This is a genomic window from Streptomyces sp. NPDC107550 (assembly GCF_055639095.1).
In genome coordinates, this window is the sequence record NZ_JBVKBC010000044.1 from 1 (window position 1) to 20,033 (window position 20,033).

The following is a 20,033-nucleotide window of genomic DNA, read 5'->3' on the forward strand; positions in this document are numbered from 1 at the left end:
GTGCGGTGCAGCTTAGACACCTCCACCACACCGGAGGTCTTCGCCATGATCAAGACCCCGGCCCTGTCAACAACGCTCGTGCTCAATACACCTAGAACGTGCCGAGCTTCACGATCGCCAGCAGCGCCGCGAGCTGGATCGCCGACGCGGCCAGCGCCTTCGGCCACGGCAGGTCGTGCGACTTGGAGACCATCGTCGTCAGCAGCGCGCCCGCCGCGACCCACGTCGCCCACCCCAGGAGCTGCACGAACGTCGCGTCGCCGCCGAGGAACATCGCCACGAGCAGCCGCGGCGCGTCCGTCAGACACGCGATGAGCATCGACAGGCCCACCGTCGGCTGCCACGCTCCGTCACCGCCGAGCTGCCGCGCCAGCGTGTGCGTGACGACGCCGAGGACGAAGAAGCTGACGGCGACCGCGATGCCCGTCGTCAGGACGTACGGCACGGCCGTCGAGAACGTGGCCTTGATCACGTCCTCGCGGGCCCCGTCGAAGCCGAAGACCGCGAGCAGCCCGTAGAGGAACGTGACGATCAGGGCCGGGCCCCACATCGCGTAGTCCCGCATCTGGAGGTACGTCTGCGTGGGCCGCAGCACGACCCCGGAGATGAGCTGCTTCCAGTGCAGCCGGGGGCCGATCGGCCCGGCCGGCGCGGCGCCCGCCTGGTAGACGGAGCCTTGCGTGTACGGGTCCTCGTGCACGGAGAACGCCTGCGTGTGGCCCGGGTTGTTCGCCGCGTACGGGTCGTGCCCGGCGCCGTACGGCTGCGGGCCGCCCGGCTCGCCGTAGTACTCCGGCTCGCCGTGCCCGTCACCCGCGCCGGGCCACTGCTGCTGCTGTGCGTACGGGTACTGCGGGGGCGCCCCGTACGGCGGGCGCCCCCGCGGAGCTTCGCGGTTGTCCCGGCCGCGTCCGTTCCTGAATCCAGCCACGTACTCGAACGTACCTGTTTCCCGGACCGCTTCGCCGGGCCCGTGCCCCCGGACCCGGCATTGCGGCTGACCTGTGACATCCCCTACGGGGTCGCCCTAGGGTCCGGGCCGGACCGGATCACCCCGTCAGTTGGCGGCGTTCGCCCCGAACATCGGCGTGCCCGCCGTGCTCACGCCCGCCGCCGGCGCCGAGACGGCCCGCGCGCCGGTCGTCGTGATCTTCGTGCCGTTCGACGGCAGATAGGTCAGGGCGCCGTCCTTGCCGTTCTCGCCGGGCGCGCCGACCGTGAGGTCCGCCTTGCCGTCGCCGGTGACGTCGGTCAGCCGCAGTTCCCCGCCGAACCAGTCGCCGCGCTCGTCGTCACCGGGGACGCCGGCCGTGGACTGGGCGAAGAACTGGGTGCGGTTCCGCGTGTCGATGCCGTTCGCCGAGCCGTACAGGACGGTCACCGAACCGGCGTCCGCGGCCCCGCCGAGGTCCTCGCCCGAGGCGCCCACGGCGATGTCCAGGTAGTGGTCGCCGTTGATGTCGCCGAGGGACAGTTCGCCGCCGAAGGAGTCGCCGCGCTCGGAGGCGCCGGGCACGTTCCCGGTGTTCTGGGAGACGCTGCCGAAGGCGCCCGGGCCCGCGGCGGTGCCGTAGCTGACGTGGATCTGGCCGCCGATGACCGCGCCCGGCACGGACGGTTCGCTGGAGCCGGACCGCTCCGGGTCCCAGTCCTCACCGGTGACGATGTCGCCGTAGCCGTCGCCGTTGATGTCGCCGATGCCGGTGGTGATCCCGTGCTTGAGCTTCTTGCTGCCGGACATGGTCAGGCCGGAGGGGGAACCGGGGAGGTAGTAGTTGGTGTTCCACGCCGCGCTGTCGTCCGCGTAGCCGTCGACGACGAGGTCGGTCCGCTTGTCGCCGTTGACGTCGCCGGCGAACAGGCTCATCGGGCCCGCCCAGGTGCCGCCGGTGATCTTCGGCTTGACGGTGTAACGGCCGCCCGCGCGCCCGGACTTGGCGATGCCGCCCTTGAAGACGTGGATGGTGGGGGCCGTCGAGCCGACCGCGAGGTCATCGGTGCCGTCGCCGTCGAAGTCGCCCGCGGCGAGGGTCTTGCCCCAGCGGTCGTGCGTGCCGGGCGCCGGGTCGGCGAGGGTCGTGCCGCCGGTGAGGCCGGAGCGCGAGCCCCACAGGATGACGACGGTGCCGCCGTCGGTGTCGGAGCCGACCTTCTCGTGGTCGGCGGCGACGGCCAGGTCGTCGAAGCCGTCGTGGTCGAAGTCGCCGTAGGCGTTGGCCCAGCCGAAGGAGTCACCGGCCTCGGCGGAGCCGGGCACCCCGGCCGTGTTCTGGGTGACGGTGAGGCGCTTGGCGGCGGAGACACCGGACGCCGAGCCGTACAGGACGACGAGGGCGCCGGCGTTCTTGTGCCCGGCGACGGAGGCGAATCCGGCGGAGAACGCGAGGTCCCCGATCCCGTCCCCGTTGAAGTCCGCCTTCGGCCGGCGGACCGCGTCGGCCGCTCCCGCCGGGGCCGCCGCACCGGCGAGCAGACCGCCGGTGAGCGCCGCCGCGGCGGCCGTCGCCGCGACGAGGCGCAGGCGGGCGGCCGGGGAGGAAACGGGGGAACGTCTGAGCTTGGCCATCTGGGGGGCTCCTGCGGCAGAAAGAGGGGATGTCTGGCGGACATCCCGCGTCGGTCGGTGCCGTTCGGCCGCCGTTCGCCCGGAATCGTCCCGGGCGCGGCTCGCCGTTCGGTGATCAGGAGACACCCCGTGGGGCGCGATGGTTGTACGGGAAAGCAGGGAACTTCCGTGCCCGTGGAGGCGCCGTACGTGCCGGTCAGCGTGGGGTGAACGCCCGTGTGGAGAAGGTGAGTCGGGGCTTCGGCGCGAGCAGCGACCCCGTGCGGGCGCCCGCGAGGACCGTCACCTCGTCCCGCGCCGGTCCGACGGCCCGCTGGAGGGCGAGGTCGGCGCGGCCGTCGCCGTCGAAGTCCGCCACGGCGATTACCTTGCCGGTGCCGGGCGACGCGGGCACCGGCCGGGTCCCGCCGCGCAGGAGGTGCGGCCGCCCGGCACCGGAGACGATCAGGTCGTCCTTGCCGTCGCCGTCCAGGTCCCCCACGTCCAGCGCGTCCCCGGCGGCCCGTACGGTACGGCTCCCGCCCGGCGCTGAGACCCGCACGTCCGCCCCGGTGAGGACCGCCGTGCCGAACGTGCCGGACGCGACGTCCTTCCCGGCGGGCAGCCGCGCCCCCGGCCGCGCCGGGCCCTGCGGGCCGCCGAGGACGAGGTGCGAGGCGGCGGTGCCGTCGCCGTCCACGTCGGCGGCGGGCCCCGCGGGCACGTCCCCGCCGCCGCGCACCAGCCGCGCCGCACCGCCCGGCGCGCCCTTACGCGTGAACGGGCCCGGCAGATATGTCAGCCGGCCCGCGCTCGCGTGCACCACGAGGTCCTGCGCGCCGTCCCCGTCGAAGTCGCCGCAGACGGGCTGGTCGGGCCAGTCGTTGCCGTAGCGGGCCTGCTCGGGCACGACCAGCTTCACGCCCCGGCCCGCGATCCCGTGCGGCGAGCCGAACAGGATCTGCACCGGCACCGGCGGCCGGCCCTGCCCGTCGTAGGGCGGGTCGGTGGAGACGACGAGGTCGGTGAAGCCGTCGCCGTCCAGGTCGCACGCCGCCTCCGAGGCGAACGCGGCCGGCGCCTGCCCCTTCGTACGGGCCGCGAACCGGGCCGGGGACAGCACCTGGCGGACCGCCGGGTCGAGGCCGCGGCCCTTCCTGCCGTAGACGACGGCGATGCCCGCGTCGTCGCCGAGCCCGTCGTGCGCGAGGTCGTCGAGCACGAGATCCGACACCCCGTCACCGTTGAAGTCGTACGGGGCCTTGCCGCCGCGCCCGGCGGGCACCGGGCGCACCGCCGCGCCGTCCTTCGCGGCGAGCGCGGCCGTGCTCGGCGAGGCGGCGCCGCCCGGGGAACCGCCGGAGGTGCCCGCGCAGCCGGTCAGCACGGCGGCGAGCACGGCCGCCCCCAGCGCGGCCCGGCGCACCCGCGCCCGGTGGTGGTGTCCGCGTACGCCCGTCATCGTCCCGCCCTGTTCCGCCTCGGCTCCCCGGTCCCGAGCCTGAAGCGGCTCCGCCGGTCCATGATGCCGAGGGGGCGCGGGATCGTTAAGGGGCGCGGGGTGCCGGTTTGGTCACGTCCGGCCGGCGCCGAACGCCGGGGCGGGCGCGGTGAGTTCCGCGTCGAGGCGGTAGCGGCGCTGGCAGGCGAGCGCCGCCGTCATCAGCGCGGCGGGCAGCAGCGTGAACCCCCACAGCAGGGCGCGCAGCGCGGTGCCGGTCTGGGCGTGGGCCGCGCCGTCGGTCGTGGAGACGAACCCGGCGGCGGCGAGGAGCGCCGCGTACAGATAGGGGCCGACGGCCGTGCCGGTGGCCTCCGCCGCCGTCCACACCCCGGTGTACGCGCCCGCGTCCGCGTCCCCGCGCGCCTCGGCGGCGGCGATGACGTCCGGCAGCATCGAGAACGCCAGCAGTTGCAGCCCGGCGAACGCGGTGCCCATGACGGCGACGACGGTGACGGTCGCCGCCGTGCCGAGCGCCCGCCCCGGCAGCAGCGCGAGCGACCCGGCGAGGAACAGGCCCTGCGCGAGCAGCAGTCCGCGCTGCTTGCCGACCTCCCGCGACAGCCGCAGCCAGCCCGGGCCGACCAGCACCGCCGGGGCGAGGAAGGCGCCCATCAGGACGGCCGTCAGGCCCGGGTCCCCGAGCACGTACCGGGTGTAGAACGGCAGCGCGGCCAGGAAGAGATGCGTGGTCGTGCCGGTGCACAGGTACGACAGGAGCAGCGCCCGGAAGTCCCGTACGCGCCACGCCGCCCGCAGCTCCGAGCGGACCGTCCGCTTCCGCTCGCCCGGCGTCCGCACCCCGCAGTGCCCGGTCAGCCGCCGCACCCCGGCGAGCGCGAGCAGGCCCGAGACGACGAGCACGCCCGCGAGCAGCAGCGCCATCCGCGCGTACGCGCCGCGCTCACCGGAAGCGACCAGGCCCGGCGCGCTGACCCCGGCGGCGAGCAGCCCCAGCGTCAGGAACGCCATGCGGAACATGAAGACGCGGGTCCGCTCGTGGTAGCCGACGCGCAGGTCCGACGGGGTGGTGAGGTACGGGACCTGGAAGCAGGCGAACAGCAGGTTCCCGGCGACGCAGCAGCCGCCGACCCACAGCGCGGCGCCGGTGCCGGACAGCCCCGGCGGCACGCTGAACAGGGCGATCCACGCGAGGGCGAGCAGCAGCCCCCAGCGCAGCATCCCGCGCCGGTGCCCGGTGCGGCGGGCGGCGCGGTCGGAGCGGGAGCCGAGCAGCGGGTGCACGACGATGTCGAGGGCCTTCGGCAGCAGCAGCGTGACGCCCGCGAGGAACGGCGGCACGCCGAGGGTCTGCGTGAGGAAGTACAGGAGCAGCAGCCCGGGGACGGTCACCCACAGCCCCATGCCGACCGAACCGGCCGCGTACAGCGCGAGGTCCCCGCCGCGTGCCCGCGTCGCCGTGCTCACGGCGTGGACCCGTGCCGCCGTACGACCCCTGCCGCGAGGTCCGCGCCCTCGAACGCGCCCGCGCGGACCCGGGCGGCCAGCGTGCGGGCCACGATCCGGTCGGTGAGCGCGGGCAGATGCCGGGCGAGGAAGAACTCCACGGCCCCGCGCCGCGTCGTCGTCACATCCCGGCGCACCCGGCGCCCGAGCCCGGCGCGCAGCACGGTGTCGACGACGCCCTCCAGCGGCTCGTAGCTGCTCATGCCCTCAAGAGAGAGCCCGGCGGCGGCCGTCGAGTCGTGGATGGGGCTGCGCACGGCGGACGGATACACGCAGGTCACGCCGACATGCGTGCCGATCTCCAGGCGCAGGGCGTCCGCGTAGGCGACCAGGGCCCGCTTGGACGCGCCGTACGCGGCGGCCAGCGGCAACTGCATCGCCGCCATCCGCGAGGACACCATGACGACCCGGCCGCGCGCGGCGACCAGCGCGTCCACGCAGGCGGCCGTCGTGCGCCAGGTGCCGAGCAGATTGAGGTCGAGCTGGCGGCGGACCTCGTCGCCCGGCGCGTGTTCGGCCGGGGCGGGACCGCCCCGGCCCGCGTTGTTGATCAGCAGGTCGAGGCCGCCGAGCCGGTCGAGCGCCGCCGCCACGGCGACCCGCACCCCGGCGTCGTCGGTGAGGTCGCAGGCCAGCACCTCGACCGGGCCCTCGGCGTCCGGCACCAGATCGAGGCCGACGACCCGCGCGCCGAGGGCGTCGAGCCGGGCGCAGATCGCCCGCCCGAACGTGCCGGACGCGCCGGTGACGAGGACCCGCAGCCCCCGCGCGTCGCGCAGGCCGCGCGGGGTCGGTACGGCGCTGCTCATACGGCACTCCTGTCCGGCCGCGCGGCCCGCGCCGAGGCGGCGGACGCGGGCGTGAAGGGGCGGGCGCCGCGCCGCAGCCGGGCGGCCCCCGCGCTGATCTCACGCGGCACGTCGGCCACGTACTGGTCGAAGTCGACGCGCATCGCGGGCCTGCGCTCGCCCCACCGCCGGGTCGCGGCCCGCAGCGCGCGGGCGGCGGCGCGCCGCTGGTCGGCGGGGGAGGGCAGGGCGTAGTCGCCGCCGAGATAGGCGGCGGCGAGCCGGGCCTGCGCCTCGACGACGGGCAGCGCGGCGCCCGTGGACTGCATCAGGCCGACGAAGCACAGGCTGGGGTCGTCCAGATGGAACACCCGCCGGTACAGGCGCAGCCGTTCGGGGTCGGGGCCGAGCCAGCGCGCGTCGAGGAAGGGGATGGTGACGCGGTAGCCGGTCGCCCACACGATGACGTCGACCGGCTCGCGCCGCCCGTCCGTGAACACGACATGGCCGCCGTCCAGGCGCTCGATCCCGGGCCGGGCGACGACCTCGCCGTGCGTGAGGCGGTGCAGGATCGTGTCGCTGATCGTGGGGTGGTTCTGGAACAGGCCGCCCTCCGGCGCGGGCAGCCCGTACGACTGCGGGGTGCCCACGGCGAGCCGCAGCATGGTCTGCGCGACGCGCTGCCGCAGCCGCCACGGCAGCACGGCGAGTGCCCCGCCGGTCGCGTCCGACGGCCGCCCGAACAGGTACTTCGGCACGATGTGCACCCCGCGCCGTGCCGAGAGCAGCACCGGGCCGCGCGCCACGTAGGAGGCGTCGACGGCGATGTCCATCGCGGAGTTGCCCATGCCGACGACGAGGACGCGCCGGTCGCGGTACGCCTGCGCGTCGCGGTGGTCGTGGGCGTGGAGCTGGGTGCCGTCGAAGGCGCCGGGGTAGGCGGGGTCGGGCAGGCGCGGGTCCCAGTTGTGCCCGTTGGCGACGACGACCGCGTCCACGAGGTCCGTCGTCCGGCCGCCGCCCGCGCTGTCCTCGCTGGTCACCCGCCACCCGGAGCCGTCGTCGGCGCGCTCGACGCGGGTCACGCTCCGCCCGAACCGGATGTGCCGGTGCAGGGCGAACGCCGCGCAGTAGTCCGCGAGATACCCGGCCACGCGGTCCGCCGAGGGGTAGTCCGGCCAGTGCGCGGGCATCGGGTAGTCCGCGAACTGGGTGCGCCCCTTGCTCGTGTTCAGGTGCAGCGACTCGTACGCGGGGGAGTGGCCGCCCGCGGCGCCGCGCACCCACAGCCCGCCCGGCCGCTCGCCCCGCTCGTACGCGACGGGCCGCGCGCCCGCGTCCAGGAGCGCCTTGACGGCGGCGAGCCCGGCCGCGCCCGCGCCGATCACGGCGACCCGAGGGGAAGCGGACACGGCGACTCCTGAACGGCTGCGGGGACGGGGAGAGGGGGGTGTGGCGGGGGTGTGGCTGAGGCCAACGGTAGAAGTCCTACGGGCCCTTGCCCATGGCCTGCGGAACGGGATTCCGGGCGGCTGTTGTGCCGCGTCACAACACGGGCCAGGATGCGCGCATGAGCGAGGACGGCGGCTGGGACGCGTTGGTGGACCTCATCGAGGGCGTCGTCGGCGAGGACGACCTGCTGCCGGCCGTGGTCCTCGGGGTCCGCAGCACCGTGCGGGAGGTCGCGGTCCTGCCCGCCGCCGACATCGCGGGCCACACCAGGGCGCTGCTCGCGGCGGCCACGCGGGCGCTCGCCGCGCGGCGCGGGCCCACCGAGAGCGAGCTGTCCTTCGTCGCCGAACTCGGCTCCACGCGGGCCCGTCAGGGGGTGCCCATCGAGGCCGTCCTCGGCGCGATCCACGTCGCCGAGCGCGCCATCTGGTCCCGGGCGAGGGAAGCGGCCCGCGACTTCGGCGTCGACGCGGGGCTCCTCTTCGACGCGCGGGAGCTGTACGACGACTGGGCCCAGGCGGTACGGGCCCGGCTCATCGCCGCTCACCGGGCCGCCGACACCGGGCGGGCGGGGGCGGGGGGCGCGGGCGGGCGCGAACCGGCGTTGCTGCGGCGGCTGTTCGAGGGCGGCTCCACGGCGACACTGGCGGCGGCGGAGGCGGGCCTTGCGGGGGCCGGCGGGCTGTGGGTGCTGGTGGCGCGGCCGGACGACGCCGGCGTCGAGGGGTGGGCGCGGGAGGCCGGGGCGGGGCCGCTCGCGCGGTTGGACGGGGTGCTGGTCGGCGTCCTCACGCGGGAGCCCGGGGGCCGTGCGGACGGGCCCGCGGTGGGGCTCGCGGGGCCGTGCGACGCGGAGGAGCTGGGCGCGGCGCGGCGGCTCGCGGTGGCGGCGCTGACCTCTGCCGAGGGGGTCGGGCGGGGTGGCGTCGTGCATGTCGCCGAGGTGGCGGTGGCGGTGGCTGTCGCCGAGCGGGCGGATCTGGCGGCGGTCCTCGTCGAGCGTTATCGGGGGGCGTGGGAGGTGCTCGGGGCGCAGGGGGTGCCGGTGGCTTGCGCGGTGCGGGCGTGGGTGGAGTGCGGGGGCGACGCGGGGGTCGCCGGGGAGCGGCTTTTCGTGCACCCCAACACCGTGCGCAATCGGGTCCATCGCTTCACCCGGCTCACGGGGCTGCCCCTGACGACTCCGTTCACCGTGCTGACGGCCTGGTGGCTGACGACCCTCTGGCTCACCCCACCCAACTGACGTCCGTCAGCAACGGGCCCGGGTACTGCCCCGGGGGGGCTTGTAGCTCACCTTTCGCCCGGTGGGTGGCTGATCGCGCAGTTCCCCGCGCCCCTGAGGGAGCGGGGCTTCGCCCCAGCTCCCCAGGGGAGGAGGTGGCGACGCAGTCGCCCCTCCAGGGGCGCGGGGAACTGCGCGACCAGCCACGACGAAAGTCGAGGAAACCCACCGGCAGAGCCACCCACTCACCTCAGGGGCGCGGGGAACTGCGCGAGACGCCCCCACCGGGCCGCACGTGAAGAAACCGCCGGCACGCGGAAGGGCGCCCCGGGGTGTGGAACAACCCAGGGCGCCCTTCAACCCGCCTGACGAAGACGTGACGTTACGACTGCGCCGGCTCCGCCTCCGGCACGGACCCCGTACGGACGGAGTCGAGAAGGAGCTGCGCCACGTCCACGACCTGGACGGACTCCTTCGCCTTGCCGTCGTTCTTCTTGCCGTTGACGGAGTCGGTCAGCATGACGAGGCAGAACGGGCACGCCGTGGAGACGATGTCGGGGTTGAGGGACAGCGCCTCATCGACCCGCTCGTTGTTGATGCGCTTGCCGATGCGCTCCTCCATCCACATCCGCGCACCACCGGCCCCGCAGCAGAACCCGCGCTCCTTGTGCCGGTGCATCTCCTCGTTCCGCAGCCCGGGCACCTTGCCGATGATCTCGCGCGGAGGCGTGTAGATCTTGTTGTGGCGGCCCAGGTAGCACGGGTCGTGGTACGTGATGATGCCCTCGACCGGGGTCACCGGCACGAGCTTGCCCGCGTCGACGAGGTGCTGGAGCAACTGCGTGTGGTGGATGACCTCGTAGTCGCCGCCGAGCTGCGGGTACTCGTTGCCGATGGTGTTGAGGCAGTGCGGGCAGGTGGCGACGATCTTCTTGGCCGTACGAGGCTTCCTGGACTCCTCGGTGACCTTGCCGTCGTCGTCGTACTCCTCGCCGAACGCCATGTTCAGCGCCATGACGTTCTCCTGGCCGAGCTGCTGGAACAGCGGCTCGTTGCCCAGGCGCCGGGCGGAGTCGCCGGTGCACTTCTCGTCGCCGCCCATGATGGCGAACTTGACGCCCGCGATGTTGAGGAGTTCCGCGAAGGCCTTGGTGGTCTTCTTCGCGCGGTCCTCCAGGGCGCCGGCGCAGCCGACCCAGTACAGGTACTCGACCTCGGTGAGGTCCTCGATGTCCTGGCCGACGACGGGGACCTCGAAGTCCAGCTCCTTGAGCCACTCCAGGCGCTGCTTCTTCGCCAGGCCCCAGGGGTTGCCCTTCTTCTCCAGGTTCTTGAGCATCGTGCCCGCCTCGGACGGGAACGCGGACTCGATCATCACCTGGTAGCGGCGCATGTCGACGATGTGGTCGATGTGCTCGATGTCGACCGGGCACTGCTCGACGCAGGCGCCGCAGGTGGTGCAGGACCAGAGGACGTCGGGGTCGATGACGCCGTGCTCCTCGACCGTGCCGATGAGCGGCCGCTCGGCCTCGTCGAGGGCGGCCTTCGGCACGGAGGCGAGCTGCTCCTCGGTGGCCTTCTCCTCGCCCTCCATGGACTTGCCGCCGCCGGCGAGCAGGTAGGGCGCCTTGGCGTGCGCGTGGTCGCGCAGCGACATGATGAGCAGCTTCGGGGAGAGCGGCTTGCCGGTGTTCCACGCGGGGCACTGCGACTGGCAGCGCCCGCACTCGGTGCAGGTGGAGAAGTCCAGCAGGCCCTTCCAGGAGAAGTGCTCGATCTGCGAGACGCCGTACACGTCGTCGTCCGAGGGGTCCTCGAAGTCGATCGGCTCGCCCTTGGAGGTCATCGGGAGCAGCGCGCCGAGCGAGGTGTCGCCGTCGGCGTTGCGCTTGAACCAGATGTTGGGGAACGCGAGGAAGCGGTGCCAGGCGACACCCATGTCGGTCTTGAGGGCCACCGTGATCATCCAGATGAACGAGGTGGCGATCTTCAGACCGGCGAAGAAGTACGTGAGGTTCTGCAGCGTGGTGACGCTGAGCCCCTTGAGGGCGGCGACGACCGGGTACGAGATGAAGAACGACGCCTCGTAGCCGTCGACGTGGTGCTGGGCGCCTTCGAGGGCGTGCAGCATGAAGATGCAGACGCCGACGATGAGGATGACGGCCTCGACGAAGTACGCCTGGCCGAAGTTGGACCCGGCGAAGCGGGACTTGCGGCCCGGCTTGCGCGGGTGCGTCAGCTGGCGCACGACGATCAGTACGAGGATGCCGAGCACGGTCATCGTGCCGATGAACTCGACGAAGACGTTGTAGGGCGCCCAGTCGCCGATGACGGGCAGCAGCCAGTCGGCCTGGAACAGCTGGCCGATGGCGTTGACGATCGTCAGCAGCAGGGTGAAGAAGCCCACCGCCACGAACCAGTGCGCGACACCGACGACGCCCCAGCGGTTCATCCGGGTGTGGCCGAGGAACTCCTTGGCCACGGTGAGGGTGCGCTGTGCGGGTTCGTCGGTGCGGGTGCCCTTGGGCACGTTCTGGCCGAGCCGCATGAAGTTGTAGATCTGCAGGAGGGCGCGGACGAACAGCGCCGCGCCCACCACGATCAGAACCAGCGACACGATGATCGCGGCGAGTTGCATTTGGGGGCTCCTCGGGCCTGCGCGGGGGAGTCTTCTCCGGACGGTGAGCGATTACTAAGCGGTAACTTATGTAGTCCGTCTGAGACTACCCACTTACCCGGTCGCAATGTAGTCGCCACGGTCGTGATCTGTGTCGCTGAGGCACCCCTGACCGGTCGCTGACGCGTCCCTGGCCGCGTGGCCCGCTCGCGCCGCCCCGCCGGCCGCGCGAAGCAGATCGTGTTATTCACCCTGAATGTGGACATAACGGACTAGCTTTGTAGGGCTCCGTCGCGCCGCGTCCCACCGCACCGCGACCCACCGCACGCACCTGTCCCAAGGGGCCCCACGCATGACCGCACCCGCACCCTCGACGTACCCGGCCACCGCGCAGCCCGCCCCCGCCGCCGCCCGGATGCGAGGCTGAGCGTGCTCTACGGGACCGCCGCCGCCACGGCCGCGCTGCTGCTCACCGTTGTCCTCAGCGCCGCCCTGCGCGCCCTCGCGCTGCGCACCTCCTTCGGCCTCGCCCGGCGCACCGGCAACCCGGCCGCCGTCCGGCGCGGCCCGCGCCGCCGCCCGCTGACCCGCCTCGGCGGTCTCGCCGTGGCCGTCACCACCGCCGCCCTCGCCGCGACCGGCGGCGCCACCGGGCTCCTCCCCTCCGACGCGGACACCACCGTCCTGCTCGCCGCCGCCGGGGCCGTCGCCCTGCTCGGCCTCGTCCACGACACGCGGCCCCTCGGCGCCCGCGCCCGCGTCGCCGTCCAGACGGCCGCCGCCGCCGTCGTCGTCCACACCACGCCCCTCGACCCGCTCACCGGCGCGGCGGCCGTCCTGTGGATCGTCTTCGTCACCAACGCCTTCGACCTGATCGACAGCGGCGACGGCGTCCTCGGCACGGTCGGCGTCGTCACCGCGCTCGGCCTGTGCGCCTGCGCCGGAGCCGAGGGGCTCGGGCCGCTCGCCGTCGTCCTCGGCCTGCTCGCCGCCTCGCTCGCCGGGTTCCTCATGCACAACTGGCCCCCGGCCCGCGTCCTCGCCGGCGCCTGCGGCTCGCTGTTCACCGGGTTCGTCCTCGCCTGCGCCGCGCTCCTCGTCAACGCCGCGCACGAGGCGCCTGCCCAGGCCGCGTCCCTGTTCGCGTTCACCGCCCTGGTCAGCGCCGACGTCCTGCTCGTGTGCGTCGCCCGGCGGCGCGCCGGGCGCGGGCTGCTGCGCGGCGGTGCCGCCCCGATCGCCCACCGGCTGCGCCGCCTCGGCCTGACCCCGGCCGGGGTCGCCGTCGTCCTCGGCACGGCCGCCGGCCTCGGCGCGGTCACCGGCGTCCTCGTCCACAGCGGTGACCTGCCCGCGCCGGCCGTGTGGGGGCTCGGCGCCGCCTGCGCCGTCGCCGTCGCGCTGCTGCTGCGGGTGCCGGCGCCCGGGCCCAGGACCCTCGCCCCGGCCCGCCCGCAGACCATGGCGCGCGTCCGTGCCCCGCGCCCCCGGCCATGAGCCGCGCCGCGCGGGGCATCCGCACGCAGCCGTACAGCACGTACCGCACCCGGGGGCGACACCCGGACGACCGAGGGAGCAGCGACATGATGAGCTTCGGCCCCACGCGCCTGCTGGTGCGCCAGCTCCACCAGTACGAGATCGACCTCGTCCTGGACTCCGGCGCCCACGACGGCGTCTTCGGGCGGGCGCTGCGCCGCGCGGGCTACCGGGGGCGGATCGTCTCCTTCGAACCGTTCGGCGGGGCACGCGCGCGCGTGCGCAGAGCCGCCGCCCGCGACGCGGCCTGGCAGGTGCTGCCGTACGCGCTCGGGGAGCGGGACGGTTCCTGGACGCGCCGCCTCGACGGGGTGTGGGAGGAGGTCGTCGCGCCCGGCGAACGCGTCCTGCTCCAGGTCGACCACGCGCCCGAACTGCCCGAAGTGCTCGCCGGGGCGGGCGAGTTCGGGCCCGACCTGACGCTGGTGCGGTCCGGGGCGGCGTTCGCGTGAGGATCGCGTTCGCCCACGCCTTCCCCGGGCGTGCCGTGCCCGGCGGCGCCCACGCCACCGTGCTCGACCAGGCGGCGGCGCTCGGCCGCGCCGGGCACGAGGTACGGGTCATCGCCGCCCGCGAGGACCGGGACCCGGCGGGGGCGCTCGCCGCGTGGGCCCCCGACGTCCTCCACGCCCATCTGCGCCGCCCCGGCCCCGAACTCGCCTTCGCCGCGCACTGGCCGGGGCCGCTCGTCGTCACCCTCCACGCCCGCTGCCGGCCCTCCCCGCTGGACGCGCTCCCGCGCGCGTGGGCGGCGCGCGGCGGGCTGCGCCGGGACGTCCTGCTGCGCCGCGCGGACCGGATCGTCGTCCAGTCCGATGAGGCCCGCGAGTCGTACGTGCGCGCCGGTGTCCCCGCCGAACGGCTCGCCCTCGTCCCGGCGTTCGTGCCGCAGCCGGAGGACGCGGCTGGTGCCGGGCCCGGGCAGGGGTGGCTGTTCGCGGGGCGCCTCGCGCCGGAGAGCGGGGTGCTCGCGCTGCTGCGGCGGTGGCCCGAGGGGCAGCGGCTCGACGTCCTCGGGGGCGGGCCGCTCGGGCGGGCGTGCCGGGGGGCTGCGCCCGCGTCCGTACGGTTCTACGGGGTCGCCGGGCGGGGGGAGTTGCGGCGGGTGCTGCCCCGGTACCGGGGGCTTGTGCTGCCGTGGGGGCCGGTGGGCGGGGTGCCGCTGATCTATCTGGAGGCGCTCGCGGCGGGGGTGCCGGTGCTTGCCTTCGAGGGGGCGGGGGTGGGGGTGGCTCGGCTTGTCCGGGCTGACGGTACGGGGGTCGTCGCCGACGGGGGCGGGGGGCTTCTGCCGGCGCTGGATGCGGCGAGCCGGCTGTTCCCTACGCTGCGGGAGCATTGCCGTGCCCTGTACGCCAAACGCCACGGCCCCCACCCCTGGACAACCCGCGTCACGTCCCTCTACCCGTGACACCCCGGCGGCCGCCTGATCGCGCAGTTCCCCGCGCCCCTGAAGGGGCGCTGCCCCCTGAGGTCGTAGTTCACCTGCGGCCCGGTGGGTGGCTGGTCGCGCAGTTCCCCGCGCCCCTGAGGGAGCGGGGCTGCGCCCCTGCTCCCCAGGGGAGGAGGTGGCGACGCAGTCGCCCCTCCAGGGGCGCGGGGAACTGCGCGAGAAGCCCCACCGGGCGAAAGGTGAAGGACTACGGGCAGGCCCACCTACCTAGGGGCGCGGGGAACTGCGCGATCAGCCACGACGAAAGTCGGGGAAACCCACCGGCGGAGCCACCCACCCACCCAGGGGCGCGGGGAACTGCGCGGTCAGCCCCTACCCGCCCGCAGGTGAAGGACGACGGGAGTCAACCCGGCCGGGATGAAAAACCCCAGGTCAGAAGGCCAGGTGCTGTAAGGGGCGGATAAAAGTTGAGCCCCGTTGACTCAGGTCTGTTGACGCGGAGCCCCCCGGTGTTGCAGTCTTGAGTCAGTTCCACTCAAGTAGGTAGCTGGAGGAATCGAAAATGGCACGTGCGGTCGGCATCGACCTGGGCACGACTAACTCCGTCGTCAGCGTTCTGGAAGGCGGCGAGCCCACCGTCATCACGAACGCGGAGGGCGCCAGGACCACGCCGTCCGTCGTCGCCTTCGCGAAGAACGGCGAGGTGCTGGTCGGCGAGGTCGCCAAGCGCCAGGCGGTCACGAACGTGGACCGGACGGTCCGCTCGGTCAAGCGCCACATGGGCACTGACTGGAAGATCAACCTGGACGGCAAGGACTTCAACCCGCAGCAGATGAGCGCCTTCATCCTGCAGAAGCTGAAGCGGGACGCCGAGGCTTACCTGGGTGAGAAGGTCACCGACGCCGTCATCACCGTACCGGCGTACTTCAACGACTCGGAGCGTCAGGCGACGAAGGAGGCCGGCGAGATCGCGGGCCTGAACGTCCTGCGCATCGTCAACGAGCCGACGGCCGCCGCCCTCGCGTACGGCCTCGACAAGGACGACCAGACGATCCTCGTCTTCGACCTCGGTGGCGGTACGTTCGACGTCTCGCTGCTCGAGATCGGCGACGGTGTCGTCGAGGTGAAGGCCACCAACGGTGACAACCACCTCGGTGGTGACGACTGGGACCAGCGCGTCGTCGACTACCTGGTCAAGCAGTTCAACAACGGCCACGGCGTGGACCTCGCCAAGGACAAGATGGCGCTCCAGCGTCTGCGCGAGGCGGCCGAGAAGGCCAAGATCGAGCTCTCGTCCTCGACCGAGACCACGATCAACCTGCCCTACATCACGGCGTCCGCCGAGGGCCCGCTGCACCTGGACGAGAAGCTCACGCGCGCCCAGTTCCAGCAGCTCACGTCCGACCTGCTGGAGCGCTGCAAGACGCCGTTCCACAACGTCATCAAGGACGCCGGGATCAACCTGTCGGAGATCGACCACGTCGTTCTCGTCGGTGGCTCCACCCGCATGCCCGCCGTCGCCGAGCTCGTCAAGGAGCTGACCGGCGGCAAGGAGGCCAACAAGGGTGTGAACCCGGACGAGGTCGTCGCCATCGGCGCCTCGCTCCAGGCCGGTGTCCTCAAGGGTGAGGTCAAGGACGTCCTGCTCCTCGACGTGACCCCGCTGTCCCTCGGCATCGAGACCAAGGGCGGCATCATGACCAAGCTCATCGAGCGCAACACCACGATCCCGACCAAGCGGTCCGAGATCTTCACGACGGCCGAGGACAACCAGCCGTCCGTGCAGATCCAGGTCTACCAGGGCGAGCGCGAGATCGCGGCGTACAACAAGAAGCTCGGCATGTTCGAGCTGACCGGTCTGCCCCCGGCGCCGCGCGGCGTCCCGCAGATCGAGGTCTCCTTCGACATCGACGCCAACGGCATCATGCACGTCACGGCGAAGGACCTCGGCACCGGCAAGGAGCAGAAGATGACCGTCACCGGCGGCTCCTCGCTGCCGAAGGACGAGGTCGACCGGATGCGCCAGGAGGCCGAGAAGTACGCGGACGAGGACCACGCCCGCCGCGAGGCCGCCGAGTCGCGCAACCAGGGCGAGCAGCTCGTCTACCAGACGGAGAAGTTCCTCAAGGACAACGAGGACAAGGTTCCCGCCGAGGTCAAGACCGAGGTCGAGGAAGCCGTCACCGAGCTGAAGGAGAAGCTCAAGGGCGAGGACACGGCCGAGATCCGCACCGCCACGGAGAAGGTCGCCGCCGTCTCCCAGAAGCTGGGCCAGGCCATGTACGCCGACGCCCAGGGCGCCCAGGCCGCGGGCGGCGACGCCCCGCAGGGTGACGCCGGCGCCAAGGCTGCCGCGGACGACGACGTCGTCGACGCCGAGATCGTCGACGAGGACCGCAAGGACGGTGCCGCGTGACGGAGGAGACCCCGGGCTTCGAGGAGAACGAGAAGCCTGACGTCCCCTCCGGCACCCCGGCGGACCCCGCCGACTCCGCCGAGCCGAAGACCGCCGCCTCGCCCGACAAGGGCGAGGGGGCGGCCCCGGCCGGGGACTCAGCTTCCAGCACACCCGACACCGACGCCGGCCTGACGGCCGCCCTGGACCAGGCCCGCGCCGCCCTCGGCGAGCGCACCGCCGACCTCCAGCGGCTCCAGGCCGAGTACCAGAACTACCGCCGCCGCGTCGAGCGGGACCGCGCGCAGGTCAAGGAGATCGCCGTGGCGAACCTCCTGTCCGAGCTGCTCCCGGTCCTCGACGACGTCGGCCGCGCCCGTGAACACGGCGAACTCGTCGGCGGCTTCAAGTCCGTCGCCGAATCGCTGGAGACGGTCGTCGCCAAGATGGGCCTGCAACAGTTCGGCAAGGAGGGCGAGCCCTTCGACCCGACCGTGCACGAGGCCCTGATGCACAGCTACGCACCGGACGTCACCGAGACGACCTGCGTGGCGATCCTGCAGCCTGGCTACCGGATCGGCGAGCGCACCATCCGCCCCGCGCGGGTGGCCGTCGCCGAGCCCCAGCCGGGCGCCCAGGGCGGCAAGTCCGAGGACGCGGCCGACACGTCCGGCAAGAAGGACGCCGACAAGGACAGCGGTGGCCCGGAAGAGGGCTGACGTCATACGAGTGACAGACACAGGTGAGGAGGGACGTCGAGGCCGATGAGCACCAAGGACTTCATCGAGAAGGACTACTACAAGGTCCTCGGCGTCCCCAAGGACGCCACCGACGCCGAGATCAAGAAGGCGTACCGCAAGCTCGCCCGGGAGAACCACCCCGACGCCAACAAGGGCAACCCCAAGGCGGAGGACCGCTTCAAGGAGATCTCCGAGGCGAACGACGTCCTCGGTGACCCCAAGAAGCGCAAGGAGTACGACGAGGCCCGCGCGCTCTTCGGGAACGGCGGCTTCCGCCCCGGACCCGGCGGCGCGGGCGGCACGTTCAACTTCGACCTGGGCGACCTGTTCGGCGGCGGCGCCCCCGGGCAGGGCGGCACCGGCGGCTTCGGCGGCGGCATCGGCGACGTCTTCGGCGGCCTGTTCAACCGGGGCGGCGCGGGCGCGGGCACCCGCACCCAGCCGCGCCGGGGGCAGGACATCGAGTCCGAGGTGACGCTCAGCTTCACCGAGGCCGTCGACGGCGCGACCGTACCGCTGCGGATGTCGTCCCAGCAGCCCTGCAAGGCGTGTTCGGGCACCGGCGACAAGAACGGCACGCCGCGCGTGTGCCCGACCTGCGTCGGCACCGGGCAGGTCTCGCGGGGCGGCGGAGGCGGCTTCTCGCTGACCGACCCGTGCGTGGACTGCAAGGGGCGCGGCCTCATCGCCGAGACCCCCTGCGACGTCTGCAAGGGCTCCGGCCGCGCGAAGTCCTCCCGCACCATGCAGGTCCGTATCCCCGCGGGCGTCTCCGACGGGCAGCGCATCCGGCTGCGCGGCAAGGGCGCCCCCGGCGAGCGCGGCGGCCCGGCCGGTGACCTGTACGTCGTCGTCCACGTCGACGCCCACCCGGTCTTCGGCCGCAAGGGCGACAACCTGACGGTGACCGTCCCGGTGACGTTCGCCGAGGCGACCCTCGGCGGCGACGTCAAGGTGCCCACGCTCGGCGGCCCCGCCGTCACCCTGAAGCTGCCCGCGGGCACGCCGAACGGGCGGACGATGCGGGCCCGCGGCAAGGGCGCCGCCCGTAAGGACGGCACGCGCGGCGATCTGCTGGTGACGGTGGAGGTGGCCGTGCCCAAGGATCTTTCCGACGAAGCCCGCGAGGCCCTGGAGTCGTACCGCAAGGCGACTGAGGACACCGACGTGCGGGCAGAACTGTTCCAGGCCGCGAAGGGAGCTTGAGCCAGATGGACGGCCGTCGACGTAACAACCCGTACGAACTGACCGACGAGACCCCGGTCTACGTCATTTCGGTGGCGGCCCAGCTGTCCGGCCTGCACCCGCAGACCCTGCGCCAGTACGACCGGCTCGGCCTGGTCTCCCCCGACCGCACGGCCGGGCGCGGCCGGCGCTACTCGGCCCGCGACATCCAACTGCTGCGCCAGGTGCAGCAGTTGTCGCAGGCCGAGGGCATCAACCTGGCCGGCATCAAGCGCATCATCGAGCTGGAGAACCAGGTGGCGGCCCTCCAGTCCCGGGTGGCGGAGCTGTCCGCCGCCGTGGAGGGCGCCGCCGCGGCCATGCAGCAGCGCGAGGCGGCGGTGCACGCCTCGTACCGCCGCGACCTGGTCCCGTACCAGGAGGTGCAGCAGACCAGCGCGCTCGTGGTGTGGCGGCCGAAGAGACCGCAGGACTGAGCACAGGACTGAGCACAAGCGCCCGCACATGCGTGAAGGCCCCCGGAGGTGTCCGCCTCCGGGGCCTTTCGCGCGCCGCGCCCGTCGCGTGCCGGAGGATGGACCCATGACCGAGATCCGCACCCCCCGCCTGCTCCTGCGCCGCTGGCTGCCCGACGACGACCTCGCCCCGCTGGCCGAGATCCAGGCCGACCCGGCCGTGATGCGCCGCATCGGCGACGGCGAGCCGCGCTCCCTCGACGAGAGCGCGGACGACATCGAGCGCTGGGAGGAGGAGTGGGACGACGAGGGCTTCGGGATCTTCGCCGTGGAACTCCTCGGCTCCGGCGAACTGGTCGGCGCGATCGGCCTGTACGTACCCGACGCCCCGGCGCGGATCGCCGGCCACGTCGGCATCCAGTGGCGTCTCGGCCGCGTCTTCTGGGGCCAGGGCTACGCGTCCGAGGCGGCCCAGGCCACGCTGGAGTTCGCCCTCCAGGACCGCGGCATCGACCGGGTGGTCGCGGCGGCGGCCCCCGACGACTCCCCGTCGGCGAAACTCCTCCACAAGCTGGGGATGACACCCACCGGCGAGGACGAGGGCCTGCGCCTGTACGCGATCGACCTCACCGAGTACGCGGGCTAGGTGTATTGACCCGCAGGGTTGTTCACACGGCTGATCGGTGGTTGGCCGCCGAGTGCGGTGTGGCAGCGGTGGTGGTTGTAGGTGTGGAGGA

Annotated in this window: 16 protein-coding genes; 9 read left to right on the plus strand and 7 right to left on the minus strand. The window is 73.4% G+C overall.

Annotation, left to right across the window (positions count from 1 at the left end; all coding sequences use genetic code 11):
- Window positions 1–91 precede the first annotated feature (91 nt).
- The 6 genes from ACZ7LY_RS32085 to ACZ7LY_RS32110 form a co-directional block, all read right to left on the minus strand.
- Window positions 92–931 carry a Yip1 family protein gene (locus ACZ7LY_RS32085; protein ID WP_471628278.1) on the minus strand — a complete coding sequence of 280 codons (840 nt, stop codon included), beginning with the start codon at window positions 929–931 and terminating at the stop codon, window positions 92–94.
- A 126-nt stretch (window positions 932–1,057) separates the two neighbouring features.
- Window positions 1,058–2,566, minus strand: coding sequence for an FG-GAP and VCBS repeat-containing protein (locus tag ACZ7LY_RS32090; protein ID WP_471628279.1), 1,509 nt, complete (start codon window positions 2,564–2,566; stop codon window positions 1,058–1,060).
- 196 nt (window positions 2,567–2,762) lie between these two features.
- The gene (locus tag ACZ7LY_RS32095; RefSeq protein WP_471628280.1) at window positions 2,763–4,007 is read right to left on the minus strand and encodes an FG-GAP repeat domain-containing protein; all 1,245 of its coding nucleotides are present in this window, start codon (window positions 4,005–4,007) and stop codon (window positions 2,763–2,765) included.
- Window positions 4,008–4,118: 111 nt separating this feature from the next.
- Window positions 4,119–5,474, minus strand: coding sequence for an MFS transporter (locus ACZ7LY_RS32100; protein WP_471628281.1), 1,356 nt, complete (start codon window positions 5,472–5,474; stop codon window positions 4,119–4,121).
- Window positions 5,471–6,322, minus strand: a complete 852-nt coding sequence (locus ACZ7LY_RS32105) for an SDR family NAD(P)-dependent oxidoreductase (RefSeq protein WP_471628282.1) — start codon at window positions 6,320–6,322, stop codon at window positions 5,471–5,473. The genes ACZ7LY_RS32100 and ACZ7LY_RS32105 overlap by 4 nt, the downstream gene beginning before the upstream one ends.
- Window positions 6,319–7,713, minus strand: a complete 1,395-nt coding sequence (locus ACZ7LY_RS32110; RefSeq protein WP_471628283.1) for a flavin-containing monooxygenase — start codon at window positions 7,711–7,713, stop codon at window positions 6,319–6,321. The genes ACZ7LY_RS32105 and ACZ7LY_RS32110 overlap by 4 nt, the downstream gene beginning before the upstream one ends.
- Window positions 7,714–7,871: 158 nt before the next feature.
- On the opposite strand from ACZ7LY_RS32110, the gene ACZ7LY_RS32115 reads away from it, so the two are divergent.
- Window positions 7,872–8,996 (plus strand): helix-turn-helix domain-containing protein, encoded by a 1,125-nt coding sequence (locus tag ACZ7LY_RS32115; protein WP_471628284.1) that lies wholly within the window; start codon window positions 7,872–7,874, stop codon window positions 8,994–8,996.
- Between the two features lie 361 nt (window positions 8,997–9,357).
- Here the strand turns inward: ACZ7LY_RS32115 and ACZ7LY_RS32120 are convergent, their stop codons facing one another.
- Window positions 9,358–11,613: a heterodisulfide reductase-related iron-sulfur binding cluster gene (locus ACZ7LY_RS32120; RefSeq protein ID WP_471628285.1), complete on the minus strand. Its 2,256-nt coding sequence runs from the start codon at window positions 11,611–11,613 to the stop codon at window positions 9,358–9,360.
- A gap of 408 nt (window positions 11,614–12,021) precedes the next feature.
- Here ACZ7LY_RS32120 and ACZ7LY_RS32125 point away from each other — a divergent pair, with 408 nt between their 5' ends.
- The 8 genes from ACZ7LY_RS32125 (at window position 12,022) to ACZ7LY_RS32160 (ending at window position 19,942) form a co-directional block, all read left to right on the plus strand.
- The gene (locus tag ACZ7LY_RS32125) at window positions 12,022–13,089 is read left to right on the plus strand and encodes an MraY family glycosyltransferase (protein ID WP_471628286.1); all 1,068 of its coding nucleotides are present in this window, start codon (window positions 12,022–12,024) and stop codon (window positions 13,087–13,089) included.
- Window positions 13,090–13,175: 86 nt separating this feature from the next.
- Entirely contained in the window at window positions 13,176–13,580 is a 405-nt protein-coding gene (locus ACZ7LY_RS32130; RefSeq protein WP_471628287.1) for a class I SAM-dependent methyltransferase, read from the plus strand.
- The gene (locus ACZ7LY_RS32135) at window positions 13,577–14,539 is read left to right on the plus strand and encodes a glycosyltransferase family 4 protein (RefSeq protein WP_471628288.1); all 963 of its coding nucleotides are present in this window, start codon (window positions 13,577–13,579) and stop codon (window positions 14,537–14,539) included. Before ACZ7LY_RS32130 ends, ACZ7LY_RS32135 begins: the two co-directional genes overlap by 4 nt.
- Before the next feature lie 544 nt (window positions 14,540–15,083).
- Entirely contained in the window at window positions 15,084–16,937 is a 1,854-nt protein-coding gene (dnaK, locus tag ACZ7LY_RS32140) for a molecular chaperone DnaK (protein ID WP_471628289.1), read from the plus strand.
- On the plus strand, window positions 16,934–17,635 hold the full coding sequence (grpE, locus tag ACZ7LY_RS32145) for a nucleotide exchange factor GrpE (protein WP_471628290.1): 702 nt from the start codon (window positions 16,934–16,936) through the stop codon (window positions 17,633–17,635). Before dnaK ends, grpE begins: the two co-directional genes overlap by 4 nt.
- Before the next feature lie 45 nt (window positions 17,636–17,680).
- Complete coding sequence (dnaJ, locus tag ACZ7LY_RS32150) at window positions 17,681–18,862, plus strand: molecular chaperone DnaJ (protein ID WP_471628291.1); 1,182 nt, start codon at window positions 17,681–17,683, stop codon at window positions 18,860–18,862.
- Window positions 18,863–18,867: 5 nt separating this feature from the next.
- Window positions 18,868–19,317, plus strand: a complete 450-nt coding sequence (locus tag ACZ7LY_RS32155) for a heat shock protein transcriptional repressor HspR (protein ID WP_471628292.1) — start codon at window positions 18,868–18,870, stop codon at window positions 19,315–19,317.
- Window positions 19,318–19,423: 106 nt separating this feature from the next.
- Window positions 19,424–19,942: a GNAT family N-acetyltransferase gene (locus tag ACZ7LY_RS32160; RefSeq protein WP_471628293.1), complete on the plus strand. Its 519-nt coding sequence runs from the start codon at window positions 19,424–19,426 to the stop codon at window positions 19,940–19,942.
- The last annotated feature ends 91 nt before the right edge of the window (window positions 19,943–20,033 follow it).

Excerpts from the sequence above, each read along its gene's own strand:
- ACZ7LY_RS32090 (WP_471628279.1), bottom strand. The coding sequence starts at position 2,566 with ATGGCCAAGCTCAGACGTTCCCCCGTTTCCTCCCCGGCCGCCCGCCTG.
- ACZ7LY_RS32095 (WP_471628280.1), bottom strand. The coding sequence starts at position 4,007 with ATGACGGGCGTACGCGGACACCACCACCGGGCGCGGGTGCGCCGGGCC.
- ACZ7LY_RS32105 (WP_471628282.1), bottom strand. The coding sequence starts at position 6,322 with ATGAGCAGCGCCGTACCGACCCCGCGCGGCCTGCGCGACGCGCGGGGG.
- ACZ7LY_RS32115 (WP_471628284.1), top strand. The coding sequence starts at position 7,872 with ATGAGCGAGGACGGCGGCTGGGACGCGTTGGTGGACCTCATCGAGGGC.
- ACZ7LY_RS32120 (WP_471628285.1), bottom strand. The coding sequence starts at position 11,613 with ATGCAACTCGCCGCGATCATCGTGTCGCTGGTTCTGATCGTGGTGGGC.
- ACZ7LY_RS32130 (WP_471628287.1), top strand. The coding sequence starts at position 13,176 with ATGATGAGCTTCGGCCCCACGCGCCTGCTGGTGCGCCAGCTCCACCAG.
- dnaK (WP_471628289.1), top strand. The coding sequence starts at position 15,084 with ATGGCACGTGCGGTCGGCATCGACCTGGGCACGACTAACTCCGTCGTC.
- dnaJ (WP_471628291.1), top strand. The coding sequence starts at position 17,681 with ATGAGCACCAAGGACTTCATCGAGAAGGACTACTACAAGGTCCTCGGC.
- ACZ7LY_RS32155 (WP_471628292.1), top strand. The coding sequence starts at position 18,868 with ATGGACGGCCGTCGACGTAACAACCCGTACGAACTGACCGACGAGACC.
- ACZ7LY_RS32160 (WP_471628293.1), top strand. The coding sequence starts at position 19,424 with ATGACCGAGATCCGCACCCCCCGCCTGCTCCTGCGCCGCTGGCTGCCC.